Consider the following 15296-nt stretch of genomic DNA (forward strand, 5'->3'; position numbering starts at 1 on the left):
AATGCGAGCGGTCGCGATAGGCGGTCGCGACCGCGTGCGCGAAATGCGCCTGCCTCGCGGCGAACAGCGCCGCGCCGGTCGCGAGCGCCGGGTGGAGCGTGAACATCGCGTCGAGCTTCGCCCCGCCCGCGCTTTCGTCGGCAAGCGCGCCGCGTGCGGAGGCGAAGGCGGGGTCGCCCGTCGGCGCAACCGCCGCGAGCCCGTCGGCGGCGCCGCGCTGGATGACGAAGACGAGGCGTTTCGGCGTTGCCGCCGCGGCATAGGCGAAACGCGGCAGCGCCGCCGTCGCGGCGACGGTGATGCCCGAAAGGAGGATCGAACGGCGCGAGAGGATCATCATCTATCTCCGCAGGAAGGCCGGGCTCGCGAGCAGCATCGCGAGTCCCTGTCCGGGGCTGTCGGCGCGCGCGATCGCCTGCGCCGCGTCGGGGGTGAGCGCGTCGGCGAGGACCAGCGGCGCCAGCGTGCGCGCATCGGCTCGGTCGCCGATCCGACCGGCGATCCGGCTCGCCAGCTCGACGCGCTGCATCAGCGCCGCCGACCCCGCCCAGGTCGCGACGAGATCGTCGTAACCCGCGGGCGAGCCCGGCCGCCACACCGGCTGGCCGAGCTGGGTGAAGAGGGCGGGGATATTCTGCTTCTCGCCGAGCGCGGGCAGCTTCAGCGCGCGCATCGTCGAGACCATCCAGTCCCACGGCGACTTGAACATCGCGGGGCTGCCCGCCCACGGCTCGGGCGAGTCGATCAGCGTGCGGTAGAGCGAGGGCAGGTCGCCGCCGGTCTTGCGGAAATCGCCCGCGAGCCGTTCGACGAGCGCGGGCGGCGGAGTGTCGCCGCTGAAATGGCGCGCGAGCTTGGTCGCGATGTGCGTCGCGGTCGCGGGATGTGCGGCAAGGTCGCGCAGCACCGCCTCGGCCTGCTTCGCGCCGGGCTGGTCGTAGCGCTTGCCGAGGATCGTCTGCGCGCCGGGTTCGTGGAGCGGGGCGATGAATAGCGTTTCCCCCGGTCGCGCGTCGGCGGGGATCAGCCGCTGCCCTGCGCCCCGGCCGAGCCCCGCGACGGTCAGGCCGGTCAGCGCCTTTGCGAAGGCGGTAACGTCGGCCTGCGTATAGCCGGTGCGGACGCCGAGCGTGTGCAACTCCATGATCTCGCGCGCGAGATTTTCGTTGAGACCGAGCTTCGCCTTTCGCTGGCGGTTCCGCGCGCGTTCCGCAAGCGGGCTGTCAGGGCCGAAACTCTGCGCCTGATCGAGATAGAGCAGCATTGCGGGATGGCGGACCGTGGCGATCAGCAGGTCGGAAAATTTGCCCATGATGTTCGGGCGGATCGCCTCGACCTCATAATTGCCGGTGAAGCCGATCGTCGTCAGCTTGTCGGCCGAGACCGCGAAATGATTGGCCCAGAAATGGACCAGCCGCTCGGGAAAGGGGGTCGGCGTCGCGACCGCATTGGCGAGCCGCGCGCCCGCCGCCTCGACATAATGGCGGCGAATCTCGGAGCGCGAGAGCTGGCGAAGCTCGGGCGGCATCGTCTTTTCCTCCGCGCTCATCGCCGCGGCCTCCTGGCGCATCGCCTGCCGGTCCTCGCGATAGGCGATATAGGCGGCGGCGATCGCCTCGCGGCCCGCGAGCCCGGCGAAGGCGGGCGGTGCGGGATCGAATTCGCCGAGCTGGCGCGTCAGCCCGGCCTTGGGATCGGCGACCGCGGGGTCATCCCAGCGGCGGCCGAGGCCGAAGCGATTGGTAGCAAGATATTGGACAGCCATGCGCGTGCCTTTCCACGCCCCAAACGCATGATCGGCCGCATTTGTCGCAAAGCTGTCCCGCTCGTCAGAGCTTTTTGTCGTAAAGCTGGTAGACGCGATTGACCGTCGCGTTGATCGCCTCGGCGACGGCGTTCATCCCCTGATTGTCGTCGAGCACCCAGCCGATATCGCCCTGCTCTGCGCCATAGCGGGCAACCCCGTCGCGGCGGATATATTCGATCATCATGAAGGCGAGGGTGCTCGCCATGCGGCTGTTCTGCAATTTCTTGACCACGCCCATCAGCGGCACGCGCAGCCGCTTGCTCCGCGGCTTCCTGAGCCACCAGAGCAGCTTCGCCCAGTTGAAGGGGAACAGCGACCCGTCCATCTCGATCAGCTTTTCGTTGATGTTCGGCAGCACGATCATGAAGGCGACCGGCTCGCCATCGACTTCGGCGACGCGGATCAGATCCTCGAAGACGATGTCTTTGAGCTTCTTGCCGACATGCGCAATCTCGCCATCGGTCAGCGGGACGAAGCCCCAATTGTCCGACCAGGCATCGTTCAAAATGCCCATGATCAGCTTCGCCTCGGCATCGAACTTCGACTTGTCGACGCGGCGGATGCGGATGCGATCGTTCTTTTCGCCCGCCGCGACGATGCGGTTCACGATCGGCGGGAAGCCATCGACGATTTCGACCGCATAATTGTAGAGCTTCTTGACCGGCTGATAGCCTTCGGCCTCGATCCACGCGCGATAGAGCGGGCTGTTGTGGCCGAGCATGATCGTCGGCGGCGTCTCGAACCCTTCGATCAGCAGGCCGGGCTCGTCCCAGACCGAAATCGACAGCGGCCCGAGCGCGCGCGTCATCCCCTGGCCGCGCAGCCAGTCCTCGGCCGCCGCGATCAGCGCGTGCGCCGTCTCGCCATCCTCGGCCTCGAGCAGCCCCCAATTGCCAGTGCCGGGACCCATGCCCTGCGAGGCGGGCTGTTCGAGTGCGAGGAAGTCGATATGCGCCGAAATGCGCCCGACCGTGCGTCCGCCGCGCCGCGCGAGGAAATAATTCGCCTTGCCATGCTCGAACCACGGATTCTTGCCGGGGGTGAGCAGATCGTAAACCTCATTCTTCAGTGGCGGCACCCACGCCGGGTCGCCACGGTTGAGGCGATAGGCAAGCTCGACGAACTCGCGCTTGTCGGCCTTGTCCTTGACGGCGTGGATGGTGATCGGGCCTTCGTTTTGGGCGGTCATACTGGTTTCCTGAGGAAGCGATCCTACATAAGGGACGACGCATTAGGGCATTGCTGTGGCGCTGGCGACCCGCTTTCGGCCATTTTGCTGCCACGAAATCATGGTGAAGAATCCGGTATGTTTGCGATGAATACCCTTGCCGACCGGCACTCGGGCGCCGCCGCGCCGCCGGTCCCGAAATCGGCGATCACCGACGATATGGCGATGATCCGCGCCGCGTCGGAGCTGACGCGCGACCTCGTCACCCCCAGCTCGCGTATCTACTGGACCGATTTTCTCGCTTCCACTTTCGTCGGCTATGCCGGCATCGCGGCGGCGATCCTCGCGCCCTCGACGGCGTGGATGCTGCTCGCCGCCTTCGTCGCGGTGCTCGCGCTCTACCGCGCCGGCAGCTTCATCCACGAGCTGACGCATATCCGCAAGAATGCGCTGCCGGGCTTTCGCCTCGCGTGGAACATCCTCGTCGGCGTGCCGCTGCTGATCCCGTCCTTCATGTACGAGGGCATTCACAGCCTGCACCACAACCGCACCAAATATGGCACGGTCGAGGACCCCGAATATCTGCCGCTCGCGCTGATGAAGCCGTGGACGGTGCCGTTGTTCGTCGTCGCCGCGGCCTTCGCGCCGCTCGCGCTCGTCTTCCGCTATGCGGTGCTGACCCCGCTGTCCTTCCTGATCCCGCCGCTGCGCCGCGTCGTGCGCGAGCGCTATTCGGGGATGATCATCAACCCGATGTTCCGCCGCAAATCCCCCGAGGGCGAGTTCCGCCGCATGTGGGCGTGGCAGGAAGGCGGGGCATGGGCCTGGTCGACCCTGCTCGTCGCCGCGGGCGTCTTCGGCTGGGTGCCCCTGCGCGCACTGGTCATCTTCGGCGCAATCGCCGCCGCGACGCTGGTGCTCAACCAGATCCGCACCCTCGTCGCGCATCTGTGGGAAAACGACGGCGCGGTGCTGACCGTGACCGCGCAGTTCCTCGACAGCGTCAACGTCCCGCCGCCGGGCCTGCTGCCCGAGCTGTGGGCGCCGGTGGGCCTGCGCTATCACGCGCTGCACCATCTGCTGCCGGGCGTCCCCTACCACGCGCTCGCCGAGGCGCACCGCCGCCTGCAAAAGGCGCTGCCGGTGGATTCGCAATATCACAAGGCGAACTACCGCAGCCTGCCGAAACTGGTGGCGAACCTCGTCGCGGGATCGGCGAAGGGGGCGGCCTAACGGAGTTCGTCATTGCTTCGCTTCGCTCGCAATGACGAAAAGGGGTTCTATTCCTCGGTCCGTATCAAAATCATCTCGCCGATCAGCGCGAACAGGATGAACGGACCCCAAGCCGCGAGAAACGGCGTGTAGGCGCCGAGGTCGCCCATCGCGAGCGCGAAATTGTCGGCGACGAAATAGGCGAAGCCGAGCACCATGCCGATGATCGCGCGCACGAACAGCTTGCCCGACCGCGCGAGGCCGAACGCCGCGACCGCGCCGAGCAGCGGCATCAGGATCGACGACAGCGGCCCCGAAATCTTGTGCCACAAGACGCCGCGCAGCGAATCGACCGGCCGCCCCGCGGCGTCGAGTTCGTCGATCGCAGTCTTCAGCCGGTTGAAGGGCAGTTCATCGCCGTCGACCTGCGCCAGCGTGAACTGGTCGGCGCGGACATTCTTCATCGCGACGATGGTGCCGAGCGGTTCGAGCGTCCCCGAGCGGCGGAGGAACCGCCGCGCATTGGTCATTTCCCAGCCGCCCGCGACCTGCTTCGCGCTGTCGGCCTTCAGCATCGACGACAGCACGCCGCCCGTCCGCTCATAGATGGTGACGTCGCGCAGGACGATCGGCGAACTGCTCGTCTCGACCGACCCCGCGTTGATCAGATCGTCGCCGGCGCGCACCCAGATGTTGGCGCGCACCCCGCTGTCCTTCGGCACCTTCGCATATTCGACCTTCTGCCAGGCATTGAGCGCGGCGGTCGAGCGGGTGACGATCCGTTCGTTGAAGGCGAAGCTGACGCCAGCGACGAGGAAGGCCGTGAGGAACAGCGGCGCGAGCACCTGGTGCGCCGACATGCCCGCCGCCTTCATCGCGATCACTTCGCTGTTCTGGTTCAGCGTCGCCAGCGTCAGGATCGTCGCGAGCAGCACCGAAAAGGGCAGGAAAGTCTCGATGATCTGCGGCATCCGCATGCCGACATAGCGCCATACATCATTGTCGCTGTTGCCCGCGACCGCGAGAATCTTGCCGCTTTCGCCCAGTAGATCGAGCGTCTGGAGCACGAGCACCAGCGCGAACAGGATCGCGAGGGTGCGGACGAGGAAGGTCCGGCCGACATAGATCGCCATCGTGCGCGACGGGAAGAAGCGGAGCGTCTGCATCTCAGGCTGTCCGCGGTTCGCGCCGGAAAATGCGGATCAGGCCGCGGATGCGCTGGCCGACCTTCGACGCGACGCGTTCGAGCGCGCCGATCGGCTGGCCGCCGGGGACATGCGCGAGCGTATAATACATCCAGACCGCGAGCGCCGCGAACAGCAGGAAAGGCACCCACAGCGCGATGATCGGATCGACCGTCCCGCGCGCGCCCAGATCCTCGGCATATTGGTTGATCTTGTGCTGCGTCACCAGCAGCACGATCGACAGGAAGACGCCGAGTGCAGAGGTCGATCGCTTTGGCGGAATCGCCAGCGCGACCGCGATCAGCGGGATCAGGAACATCGATGCGACCTCGACGATGCGGAAATGGAAATTCGCCCGCGATTCGAGCCGCGTTTTCAGTGTTTCGTTCTGGTTCTTGCCCGCGACGATCAGCTCGGGGATCGTCAGCTCGCGGTCGGCGCCGCCGCGCAGGCGGAACGCCTCGATCTTGGGCAGCGGGATCGGCAGGTCGTGATTGTCGAAGGTCAGCACGCGCGGCACCGCGAACTTCGGCGATTCGTGGATCAGCACGCCCTGCGAGAGGCGGAGGATGATCGTGTCGGGATCGTCGGTCGCCATGAACTGCCCGCGCGAGGCGGTCGCCGACACCGTCTGCCCGTCCTTGTTGACCCCGCGCACGAAGATGCCGCGAAGACTGCGGCCTTCGTCATAGCTTTGCTCGATGCGGAGCGTCATGCGCTCGCCCATCTTCGTAAATTCGCCGACCTTGATCGAGGCTCCGAGCGCCCCCGAACGGAGGTCGAACTGCAGCCCTTCATAGGCGTAGCGCGCATAGGGCTGGACGAAGCCGACGATCGCGAGGTTGAGCAGCGCGAGCGCGAAGGCGAAGGCATAGGGGACGCGCAGCAGCCGCCCGAAACTCATGCCGACGCCGCGCAGCACGTCGAGCTCGCTCGACGTCGCGAGGCGGCGGAAGGCGAGGAGGATGCCGAGCATCAGTCCGATCGGGATGCCGAGCGACAGATATTCGGGGATCAGGTTTGCGAGCATCCGCCACACGACGCGCACCGGGCCGCCCTCGGTCGCGACGAAATCGAACAATCGCCGCATCTTGTCGATGATCAGGATGGCGAAGGCGATCGTCAGATTGGCGACCAGCGGGACGAGGATCAGTCGCGCGATATAGCGGTCGATGGCGGGTAGCTTATTCAATCTTTGGTCGCCCCATCACCATGATTTGGCCGCAAATGGTTCCGATATCCGATTCAAGGGCAACAGGGACCCATGTCAGCGTCTTTGTGCTGGCGTGGCTATAACCACTTGGAGCTAATGCGTCATGTCGAAATTTGTATCGACTTCGCTCTGCGTGGCTCTGCTGGCCGCATCGGTGGCAGTGAACGCAGAGGGGCAGGTGATCCCGAACGATCTGTCCAAATGCCGGAGCGGGCCGTCCACTCTGGTCCAGATCAGCGGCGTCAAGGCCGGAACGGGCAAGATTCGCGTCCAGAGCTATCGCGCGACCGCGGCCGACTGGCTCGTCAAGGGCCGCTGGATCAGCCGCATCGAGGTGCCCGCGCGCGCGGGATCGATGACGGTGTGCGTGCCGCTGCCCGAAGCGGGGAGCTACGGCATCGCGGTTCGCCACGACGTCAACGGCAACGGCAAGACCGACCTGTCGCGCGATGGCGGCGGCATGTCGAACAACCCGAGCATCAACATCTTCAACCTCGGCAAGCCGAGCTATACGAAGACGGCCTTCGCGGTCGGCAACGGCCCGCGGACCATCACCATCACCATGAAATATATGTAGGGACCGATGGCGAGCGTCGCGCTTCTTTCCAATCCGCGTTCGACAGGCAACCGTGCCCTGTTGCCGCGCGTGCGGGAATATTGCGCGGCGCACCCCGACATCTTCCACTATGAGGTCGAGGACGTCGATCAGATCGGCGAGGCGATCCGCACCATTGCGATGGTCAGCCCGCGCGTCGTCGCGATCAACGGCGGCGACGGCACGGTCCAGGCGGCGCTGACCGAGCTTTATTCGGGCGGCCATTTCGGCGGCTCGCCGCCGCCGGTCGCGGTGCTGCCCAACGGCAAGACCAATTTGATCGCGCTCGACCTCGGCGCCGAGGGCGATCCGCTGAAGGCGCTCGAACGCGTCGTCGAGCTGGTGCAGACCGGCGAGATCGAGAATCATGTGATCGAGCGCCAGCTGATCTCGCTCGACCGCGACGACAGCCCGCCGGTGCTCGGCATGTTCCTCGGCGGCGCCTATCTCGCCGACGTGATGCTCTATTGCCGGCACCGCATCTATCCGCTCGGGCTGCCGAACGGCGTGTCGCATTTCCTCGCCGCAATCCTCGGCCTGTTCGCGATCATCTTCGGCATCGGCGGCGGACGCCTGCCGCCCAAGCCCGAGCCGATGACCGTCTCGCTGATCCGCCAGGGCGAGTTCAAGGGTAAATTCTCGCTGCTGATCGTCACGACGCTGGAGAAGCTGCTGCTCAACATCCGGACCAGCGAAAGCCACGGCACCAACGGCCATATGAAGCTGCTCGCGACCGAGACGAGCGTCGGGGCGCTGTTCCGCATGCTCGGCGCGACGTGGCGCGGGACGCTGGGGCAAAAGCCGCTCGACGGCGTGCATTTCCAGCAGGGCGACGAGATCCGTATCGAGGGCGAACGCTCGAACGTCATCCTCGACGGCGAGATTTTCGAGGCGAAAGGCGGCAAGCCGATCATCCTGACCTCGACCCAGCCGGTGCCCTTCCTGCGCCTCGCCGCCTGAGCCGCGCCATGCCGGCCCTCATCGATCTCGTCCGCGAAGAGCTTTCGACTCCGGTCGATCCGCGCGTCGCCGCCATGGCCGCGGCGATCGCGGCCCAATATCCAGGCAGCGCCCGCGCGGTGCTGTTCTACGGCAGTTGCCTTCGCGAAACGCAGCTCGACGGGCTGATGCTCGATTTCTATCTGATCGTCTCGGACTATGGCGATGCCTATCCGAAGCGCTGGATGGCGGTCGCCAACCGGCTGATCCCGCCGAACGTCTTTCCCTTTCAGCATGGCGGGCTGATCGCCAAATATGCGGTGCTGAGCGAAGCCGACTTCGACCGGCTCAACGGCCCCGAGACGCGCAACGTATCGGTGTGGGCGCGCTTCGCGCAGCCGTCGCGGCTCGTCTGGGCGGTCGACGATACCGCGCGGGATCGCGCAATCGGCGCGGTGTCGCGCGCGGCGCCGACCCTGCTCGCCGCCGCCGGATCGGTCGACGGCGAGGCGCCGCTCGACTGGTGGCGCCGCGCCTTCGGGCTTACCTATTCGGTCGAACTGCGCGCCGAACGCGCAGGACGCGCGCAGTCGGTCGTCGATGCCGATGCCGATCGCTATCTGCGTTTCAGCGCACCCGCGATCGCGGCGGTCCCCGTCGGCGCGCCGAGCGGGGGCTGGGCGCGCCGCCGGATCGAGGGCAAGCTGCTCAGCATCGTCCGCCTTGCCAAGGCGAGCCTCACCTACGCCGGCGGGATCGACTATCTGGCGTGGAAGATCAACCGCCACGCGGGCACGAAGATCGAGATCAAGCCCTGGCAGCGCCGCTGGCCGCTGCTCGCCGCGCTGACCTTGGTGCCGCGGCTGGTCCGGGGCGGCGCGATCCGCTAGGGTCAGGACTCTAGCCCGCCAGCCGCTGCCCCTCGCCGGGCGTGTTGCTGCGCCGGATCGCCTGGTCGAGTGCGGCCAGCGTGAAGGGCTTGCGCAGCACGTCATGATCGCCGAAGGCCTCGTCCTCGCTCGCGTCGCCGGCATAGCCGGTCACGAACAGCACGGGCAGGGCGGGCCAGCGCTGCTTGAGCTGCGCCACCATTTCGGGACCCGTCAGCTCGGGCATCAGCACGTCGGACAGGATCAGGTCGAAACCGCCGTGCGTATCGACGAGCGCTTCGGCGTCGAGCGGATTGCTGCACGCGACGGCCCGGTGCCCCAGTTCCTCGACGGCATCGACGGTCGCGGCGAGGACGCGCTGGTCGTCCTCGACAACCAGAATATTCAGCTTCGCGCCCGGCGCGGCGTCGGCGTCGGCTTCGTCGGCGCCGGAGGCCGCCGCGCCCGCTTCGAGCGGCTTGGCGACGGGAAGCAGCATCGCGACGCTCGTCCCTTCGCCTTCGGTCGAGGAAATCTGCACCTCGCCCCCCGACTGGCGGCAGAAGGCGAAGACCTGACTCATGCCGAGCCCGGTGCCCTGCCCCGCGGGCTTGGTGGTGTAGAAGGGGTCGAAGACGCGTTCGAGCACCTCCGCCGACATGCCGCAGCCGGTATCGACGACCTGCACCGCCAGTGCCGCGGTGTCTTCCTCTTCGTCGCGGAGCGTGCGGATCGTCAGCGACCCGTGGCCTTCCATCGCGTCGCGGGCGTTGACCGACAGGTTGAGCAGCGCATTCTCGAACTGCTGGCGATCGACCCAGCAGGCGAGGCCGGGGGCATGGAGGTCGAGGGTCAGCGCGATGCGGTCGCCGATCGTCCGCTCGATCAGTTCGGCGAAGCTGGTGATACACTCGTCGATGGCCGTCATTTCAGGCCGCGCCGGTTCCGACCGCGCGAAGGCGAGCAGGCGGCGCGTCAGGTCGGCGGCGCGGTTGGCGCCGTCCATCGCGTTGCTGAGGTGCCGCTGCGCCTTTTCGGGCGCGGTCGCGACGAGCCGCTGCGCCAGTTCGAGCCCGCCGACGACGACCGCGAGCATATTGTTGAAATCGTGCGCGATGCCGCCGGTGAGCTGGCCGACCGCTTCCATCTTCTGCGCCTGGCGAAGCTGGTCCTCCGCCGCTTCGCGCTCGCTCATCTCGCTCCGGAGCGCCCGGTTCGCTTCCTCGAGCTCGGCGGTCCGCTCCTCGACCGCGGCGGCAAGCTGCATCGCGCGGTCGGCCTCGAACAATGTTTCGCGCCGCGCGACGCGCCGTTCGCCCTCGGCGCGGACGAGCGAGACGGTCGCGGCGATCGCGATCACCGCCGCCGCCGCGCCGAGCAGCGAAAAGAGCAGGATCGCCTGGTTGAGGCTCGCGCGGTCGGATGCAGCGAGACGATTGCGTTCGGACAGGATCGTGCGCTCGTTGCGGATCAGCTCGGACAGCAGGCGATCGATGCGGATCAGCGCCGCGTCGTGGCCCGCGGCATTATATTTGGAGATGGCGGCAATCGTCTGCCGGTAATTGGCACTGAGCGCCGCGTCGCCGAGCTGTTCGCCGCGGTTCGCGAGTTCCTTCGTCAGCTTGCCGACCAGTTCGGCCTGCTTCGGATTGTCGCGCACGTTCCGCTGGAGCAGCGTCAGATATTGCAGCGCCAGCCCCCATTGCTGCTGATAGACGCGGCCATCCTCTTTCTGGAGGCCGACCGCGAAGCGCCCGAGCGCGGCCTCGGCGCGCGCGAGCGCGGCATCGAGGCTGCGCGTCTGGGAGATGATTTCCAGGCTATGCGCCTGCCAGCCGAGCGAGCGGTCATAATCGTCGTTGGCGCGCGACAGCAGCAGGACGAGCGCGCCGACGACCCCGGTCAGGATCGCGCCCAGCCCGACGGTCAGCCAGAAGCGCAATCGCTCCCGCTGGTCCTCGCTTTCATTGTCCAGATCCCGCTCGAACACGCCGCTCTTCTACCGGACAAGCGGCGCACGGCAAAGCGGGGAAGGCCGCGCGCGCCGTGCGCCGCCTCGACTCGCCGCGAAAAGGAATCCGCTGGTCGGCGCGGGCGCCGCGCTCAGCCGATGATTCCGGTGCGCTTGCCCGCGCGCTCGAAGCGGCCGAGAATTTCGCCGACCTGCTCGCTCGAATGCTCGGCGCAGAGCGAGCAGCGGAGCAAAGTCATCCCCGCGGGGGTCGCCGGCGGGCGCGCGAGATTGACATAGAGGCCTTCCTCCAGCAGCGCTTCCCACATCATCGCGCCGCGTTCGAGGTCGGGCATGATCACCGCGATGATCGCCGACTGCGGCTCCTCGGTGCCGAGGATGAAGCCCAGTTCCTTGAGGCCCTTGTGCAGCGCCTTGCTGTTTTCCCACAGATGCGCGCGCTTGTTCGACCCGTGCATCAGCTTGCGGATGCTCGTCGCGGCGGTGGCGACGACGCTCGGCGGTAGCGAGGCTGTGAAGACGTAAGGACGGCAGACGAGCCGCATGATCTCGAACTTCGGATGGTTCGACACGCAGAAGCCGCCGACGGTGCCGACGCTCTTCGAAAAGGTGCCGATGATGAAGTCGACATCGTCGATCACGCCCTGCGCCTCGGCGACGCCGCGGCCATGCTCGCCGATGAAGCCCATCGAATGGGCTTCGTCGACCAGCACCATCGCGCCATTCTCCTTGGCGACGCGGGTCATCTCTTTCAGCGGGGCCACGTCGCCGAGCATCGAATAGACGCCCTCGAGCACGACCAGCTTGCCCGCTTCGGGCGGCAGGCGCTTCAGGCGCTTCTCCAGCGCTTCGATGTCGTTGTGGCGAAAGGCGACGATTTCGGCATCGCCCATCTTGCACCCGTCATAGATCGAGGCGTGGCTGTCGATGTCGAGGATGACATAATCGCCCTTGCCCGCGATCGTCGAAATGATGCCGAGGTTCGCCTGATAGCCGGTCGAAAACACCATGGCATGATCCATGGCATAGAACTCTTTCAGCGCGTCCTCGCACGCCTTGTGCCCCTGATAGGTGCCGTTGAGGACGCGGCTGCCGGTGGTGCCGCTGCCGAATTTGTCGAGCGCCTCCTTGCCCGCGGCGATGACATCCTCGTCGAAGGTCATGCCCATATAATTATAGGTGCCGAGCAGGATCGTCTCGCGCCCGTTGCAGATCGCGACGGTGGGGGAGAGCACCTTTTCCATCACCAGGCTGAACGGGTCGGTGACCCCGGTCGCGAGCAGCGCCTCGCGCTGCTGGATCAGCGGGTCGAATTTGGAAAATAGGTCGGTCATCGGCGGATCAGCCCTGCAGCTTTTCGACCGCGGCGATCAGCTGGCCGACATTTTCGATCTCGGCCTGCTGGTTCATGCTGATGATGATGTCGAACGTGTCCTCGACCTCGGCGACGAAGTCCATCACCGTCAGGCTGTCCCATTCGAGGTCGCCGGCGAAGGTCGTCGCATCGGTCAGCTCGACGCCCTTCTTGTTGAAAGGTGCGATCAGGCCGTAAATCTGGTCCTTGAGGGCGGTGCTCATCGGGTGCGTCCCATAATGGAAGAAAGTTGCGCGCGGGAATGCCGCGATGCTCCCTGCTTGGCAAGCGAATGCGGCGGGAATCGGGCAGCATCTTGCCGTTCGCGGCGCGTCATGCCATCCCCTGTCCGGGCGCTGGCAGGGGATGGAACTGTATGGACAGCGAAAAATCGGGCGCGGCGCCGGACCGGCCGGCGATTTCCTTTCCGCCGAACGCGGTCCATCTCGTCCGCACCAACCAGCAGATCACGATGCAATTGTCGCAGATGGCCGACCAGAAGGCGTCGATCCTGATGGGCGCGACTTTCGTCGTCTTCACCCTCGCCGTGGGGCAGGCGCGGGTCGGGGCGGGGGCCTTCGCGCTGCCGCTGACCGTCCTCGCGACCTTCTCCTTCCTTTCGGCGCTGCTCGCCATCTCGGCGGTGCTGCCGCGCGTCGGGAAAGCGCCGCCCGCCGTCTACAAGGACGGCAAGGACCACAGCAACATCCTCTTCTTCGGCCGCTTCGAACAGATGGACGAGAATGAGTTTATCGACGCGGTGAAGGCGCGCCTTCGCACCGAAGAGGATCTGTACGAGACGATGCTGCGCGACACCTATCAGAACGGCGTCATCCTCGCGCGGCGCAAATATCGCTATCTTGCTTATGCCTATCGGTTGTTCGTGGTGGGACTGACGCTGACCTTCCTCGCTTTCGGTTATGAAATGGCGACGATGTGGGCGGGGTAAAAGCTTCGTCATTGCGAGCGCAGCGAAGCAATCCAGGGCGGTTTACGCCTAGCCCTGGATTGCTTCGCTGCGCTCGCAATGACGAAGTGATGGGGTGGCTGTTGCCTTTTTATCACCCCCACCCCCGAAACCGCGCATGGCACTTCACCGCTATTGAACGCCGTCACGCCCGCGCCTATCCGGGCCGGCTATGCTGGAGCAGGCCCACCCCCTGACCGCGGCGGCGCCGCAAAATTTCCGCGCCGAGTTTCGCGCGACGCTGGCGCTCGCCTTGCCGCTGGCGGCGGCGAACCTGCTTCAGATGCTCGTTCACGCGGTCGATGTCATCTTTGTGGCGCGGCTCGGCGACGCGGCGCTTGCCGCATCGTCGCTCGGCGTCGCGATCTTCGGCCTGTTGCTCTGGACCGGCACCGGGCTCATCGGCGCGTCGGCGCCGCTGATCGCTGCCGAACTCGGGCGCCGCAAGCACAGCGTGCGCGAGGTGCGGCGCACCGTCCGCATGGCCTTGTGGATCAGCCTGCTCGTCTCGCTTATCTTCATGGGTGTCTGCGCGGGGGGCGGCCCGATCATGCGCGCGACCGGGCAAGAGCCCGAACTGACGCATCATGCGGCCAGTTTCCTGCTGATCCTGATGTGGGGCATGGCGCCGATGATCGCGGCGAGCGTGCTGCGCATCTTCGTCTCGGCGCTCGGCCGCCCGGCGATCGCGACCGCGATCACCTTCCTCGCGCTGTTCGTCAATGTGTTCGGCAATTGGGTGCTGGTGTTCGGCCATCTCGGCCTGCCCGCGCTCGGCCTCCACGGCTCGGCGCTGTCGAGCGTGCTCACCAGCAGTGCGATGCTGGTCGCCTATGTCGTCGTGATCCAGAGCGACCGGCGGCTGCGGCGCTATCGTCTGTTCGGCAACTGGTGGCGCAGCGAGTGGAGCCGCTTCTCCGAAATCCTGCGCATCGGCACGCCGATCGGCCTGACCATTCTCGCCGAAGCGGGGCTGTTCACCGGCGCCGCTTTCCTGATGGGCCGGATCGGCGAGGCGCAGCTCGCCGGGCATACGATCGCGCTGCAGATCGCGGCGCTCGCCTTTCAGATTCCGTTCGGGGTCGCGCAGGCGGCGACGATCCGCGTCGGGCTCGCCTATGGCGCGGGCGACCGCCGCGGCATCGCGCTCGCGGGCCGCGCTTCGCTGTGGCTCGGCATCGGCTTCATGGCGCTGACTGCGTTGTCGATGTGGCTGTTTCCGCAGGCTTTCCTGTCGATCTATGTCGATGTCGGCGACCCCAAGAACGCCTTGCTCGTCGGCTTCGCGATGCAGTTCCTCGTTGTCGCCGCCGCCTTCCAGCTCTTCGACGGCGCGCAGACGGTCGCGGCGGGGGTGCTGCGCGGGCTGCAGGACACGCGCATCCCGATGCTGATCGCGGTCTGCGGCTATTGGCTCGCGGGCTATGGCACCGCCATCTACCTCGGCTTCTGGACCCCGCTCCAGGGCGTCGGCGTCTGGATCGGCCTCGCAGTCGGGCTGGTCGTCGTCGCGGCGCTGCTGCTCACGCGCTGGCGGATGCGCGGTCGCCTCGGCCTGCTTCCGGCCTGACTCAAAAAAGTTGATCGACTCCGCTTGACGCTTCTCGGGGTGCGACCCATATGGCCGCGTGTTAGCACTCCTCCAGGGCGAGTGCTAAAGCCTATCATCGCATAATGGAGAGAATTCCATGGCTCAGTTTCGTCCGCTGCACGACCGCGTGCTCGTTCGCCGTATCGAAGCCGAAGAAAAGACGGCCGGCGGCATCATCATCCCCGACACCGCGAAGGAAAAGCCGCAGGAAGGCGAAGTCGTCTCGGTCGGCACCGGCACCCGCGCCGACGACGGCAAGGTGACTCCGCTCGACGTCAAGGCGGGCGACCGCATCCTGTTCGGCAAATGGTCGGGCACCGAAGTCAAGGTCGACGGCGAAGAGCTGCTGATCATGAAGGAATCGGACATTCTCGGCGTCATCGCCTGAGGCCCGTTCTTCCGCCCCGGCGGAAACGCGATTTCAG

Annotated in this window: 14 protein-coding genes and 1 pseudogene; 7 read left to right on the plus strand and 8 right to left on the minus strand. The window is 66.4% G+C overall.

Annotated features, from left to right (window positions below; genetic code table 11):
• The 3 genes and pseudogenes from ACE3SL_RS05100 to ACE3SL_RS05110 all read right to left on the minus strand — a co-directional run.
• A pseudogene (locus ACE3SL_RS05100) lies at window positions 1-340 on the minus strand (hypothetical protein); the annotation flags it as partial.
• The gene (locus ACE3SL_RS05105) at window positions 341-1765 is read right to left on the minus strand and encodes a DUF1800 family protein (protein ID WP_374524677.1); all 1425 of its coding nucleotides are present in this window, start codon (window positions 1763-1765) and stop codon (window positions 341-343) included.
• Window positions 1766-1829: 64 nt separating this feature from the next.
• The gene (locus ACE3SL_RS05110) at window positions 1830-2996 is read right to left on the minus strand and encodes an N-acetyltransferase (protein WP_374524678.1); all 1167 of its coding nucleotides are present in this window, start codon (window positions 2994-2996) and stop codon (window positions 1830-1832) included.
• Between the two features lie 117 nt (window positions 2997-3113).
• On the opposite strand from ACE3SL_RS05110, the gene ACE3SL_RS05115 reads away from it, so the two are divergent.
• On the plus strand, window positions 3114-4208 hold the full coding sequence (locus tag ACE3SL_RS05115; RefSeq protein ID WP_374524679.1) for a fatty acid desaturase: 1095 nt from the start codon (window positions 3114-3116) through the stop codon (window positions 4206-4208).
• A gap of 47 nt (window positions 4209-4255) precedes the next feature.
• Here ACE3SL_RS05115 and lptG read toward each other — a convergent pair whose 3' ends face one another.
• Both lptG and lptF read right to left on the minus strand, forming a co-directional pair.
• Complete coding sequence (gene lptG / locus ACE3SL_RS05120; protein ID WP_374524680.1) at window positions 4256-5353, minus strand: LPS export ABC transporter permease LptG; 1098 nt, start codon at window positions 5351-5353, stop codon at window positions 4256-4258.
• Between the two features lies 1 nt (window position 5354).
• Window positions 5355-6563 (minus strand): LPS export ABC transporter permease LptF, encoded by a 1209-nt coding sequence (gene lptF, locus ACE3SL_RS05125; RefSeq protein WP_374524681.1) that lies wholly within the window; start codon window positions 6561-6563, stop codon window positions 5355-5357.
• Between the two features lie 124 nt (window positions 6564-6687).
• On the opposite strand from lptF, the gene ACE3SL_RS05130 reads away from it, so the two are divergent.
• From ACE3SL_RS05130 to ACE3SL_RS05140, 3 genes are read left to right on the plus strand one after another with little or no spacing between them, the layout of a single operon-like run.
• Window positions 6688-7161, plus strand: a complete 474-nt coding sequence (locus ACE3SL_RS05130; protein WP_374524682.1) for a DUF2141 domain-containing protein — start codon at window positions 6688-6690, stop codon at window positions 7159-7161.
• Between the two features lie 6 nt (window positions 7162-7167).
• Window positions 7168-8139 carry a diacylglycerol kinase family protein gene (locus tag ACE3SL_RS05135; protein ID WP_374524683.1) on the plus strand — a complete coding sequence of 324 codons (972 nt, stop codon included), beginning with the start codon at window positions 7168-7170 and terminating at the stop codon, window positions 8137-8139.
• Between the two features lie 8 nt (window positions 8140-8147).
• Entirely contained in the window at window positions 8148-9008 is an 861-nt protein-coding gene (locus ACE3SL_RS05140) for a hypothetical protein (protein WP_374524684.1), read from the plus strand.
• 10 nt (window positions 9009-9018) lie between these two features.
• On the opposite strand, the gene ACE3SL_RS05145 is transcribed toward ACE3SL_RS05140, so the two are convergent.
• The 3 genes from ACE3SL_RS05145 to ACE3SL_RS05155 all read right to left on the minus strand — a co-directional run bounded on the left by ACE3SL_RS05145 (window position 9019) and on the right by ACE3SL_RS05155 (window position 12537).
• A complete protein-coding gene (locus tag ACE3SL_RS05145; protein WP_374524685.1) occupies window positions 9019-10977 on the minus strand; it encodes an ATP-binding protein in 1959 nt (652 codons plus the stop codon).
• 113 nt (window positions 10978-11090) lie between these two features.
• The gene (locus ACE3SL_RS05150; protein ID WP_374524686.1) at window positions 11091-12293 is read right to left on the minus strand and encodes an aminotransferase class I/II-fold pyridoxal phosphate-dependent enzyme; all 1203 of its coding nucleotides are present in this window, start codon (window positions 12291-12293) and stop codon (window positions 11091-11093) included.
• Between the two features lie 7 nt (window positions 12294-12300).
• A complete protein-coding gene (locus tag ACE3SL_RS05155) occupies window positions 12301-12537 on the minus strand; it encodes an acyl carrier protein (protein ID WP_374524687.1) in 237 nt (78 codons plus the stop codon).
• Between the two features lie 152 nt (window positions 12538-12689).
• On the opposite strand from ACE3SL_RS05155, the gene ACE3SL_RS05160 reads away from it, so the two are divergent.
• The 3 genes from ACE3SL_RS05160 to groES all read left to right on the plus strand — a co-directional run bounded on the left by ACE3SL_RS05160 (window position 12690) and on the right by groES (window position 15259).
• A complete protein-coding gene (locus ACE3SL_RS05160; protein WP_374524688.1) occupies window positions 12690-13262 on the plus strand; it encodes a Pycsar system effector family protein in 573 nt (190 codons plus the stop codon).
• Window positions 13263-13452: 190 nt separating this feature from the next.
• Window positions 13453-14850, plus strand: coding sequence for an MATE family efflux transporter (locus ACE3SL_RS05165; RefSeq protein ID WP_374524689.1), 1398 nt, complete (start codon window positions 13453-13455; stop codon window positions 14848-14850).
• A gap of 118 nt (window positions 14851-14968) precedes the next feature.
• Window positions 14969-15259, plus strand: a complete 291-nt coding sequence (groES, locus tag ACE3SL_RS05170) for a co-chaperone GroES (protein ID WP_056346358.1) — start codon at window positions 14969-14971, stop codon at window positions 15257-15259.
• Window positions 15260-15296 lie beyond the last annotated feature (37 nt).

The sequence above is a fragment of the Sphingopyxis sp. genome, from assembly GCF_041916015.1.
GTDB lineage: Bacteria > Pseudomonadota > Alphaproteobacteria > Sphingomonadales > Sphingomonadaceae > Sphingopyxis.

Bases quoted from the DNA above. Each gene is read 5' to 3' on its own strand.
- ACE3SL_RS05105 (WP_374524677.1), bottom strand. From the start codon at position 1,765: ATGGCTGTCCAATATCTTGCTACCAATCGCTTCGGCCTCGGCCGCCGC.
- ACE3SL_RS05110 (WP_374524678.1), bottom strand. From the start codon at position 2,996: ATGACCGCCCAAAACGAAGGCCCGATCACCATCCACGCCGTCAAGGAC.
- ACE3SL_RS05115 (WP_374524679.1), top strand. From the start codon at position 3,114: ATGTTTGCGATGAATACCCTTGCCGACCGGCACTCGGGCGCCGCCGCG.
- lptG (WP_374524680.1), bottom strand. From the start codon at position 5,353: ATGCAGACGCTCCGCTTCTTCCCGTCGCGCACGATGGCGATCTATGTC.
- ACE3SL_RS05130 (WP_374524682.1), top strand. From the start codon at position 6,688: ATGTCGAAATTTGTATCGACTTCGCTCTGCGTGGCTCTGCTGGCCGCA.
- ACE3SL_RS05135 (WP_374524683.1), top strand. From the start codon at position 7,168: ATGGCGAGCGTCGCGCTTCTTTCCAATCCGCGTTCGACAGGCAACCGT.
- ACE3SL_RS05140 (WP_374524684.1), top strand. From the start codon at position 8,148: ATGCCGGCCCTCATCGATCTCGTCCGCGAAGAGCTTTCGACTCCGGTC.
- ACE3SL_RS05150 (WP_374524686.1), bottom strand. From the start codon at position 12,293: ATGACCGACCTATTTTCCAAATTCGACCCGCTGATCCAGCAGCGCGAG.
- ACE3SL_RS05155 (WP_374524687.1), bottom strand. From the start codon at position 12,537: ATGAGCACCGCCCTCAAGGACCAGATTTACGGCCTGATCGCACCTTTC.
- ACE3SL_RS05160 (WP_374524688.1), top strand. From the start codon at position 12,690: ATGGACAGCGAAAAATCGGGCGCGGCGCCGGACCGGCCGGCGATTTCC.
- ACE3SL_RS05165 (WP_374524689.1), top strand. From the start codon at position 13,453: ATGCTGGAGCAGGCCCACCCCCTGACCGCGGCGGCGCCGCAAAATTTC.
- groES (WP_056346358.1), top strand. From the start codon at position 14,969: ATGGCTCAGTTTCGTCCGCTGCACGACCGCGTGCTCGTTCGCCGTATC.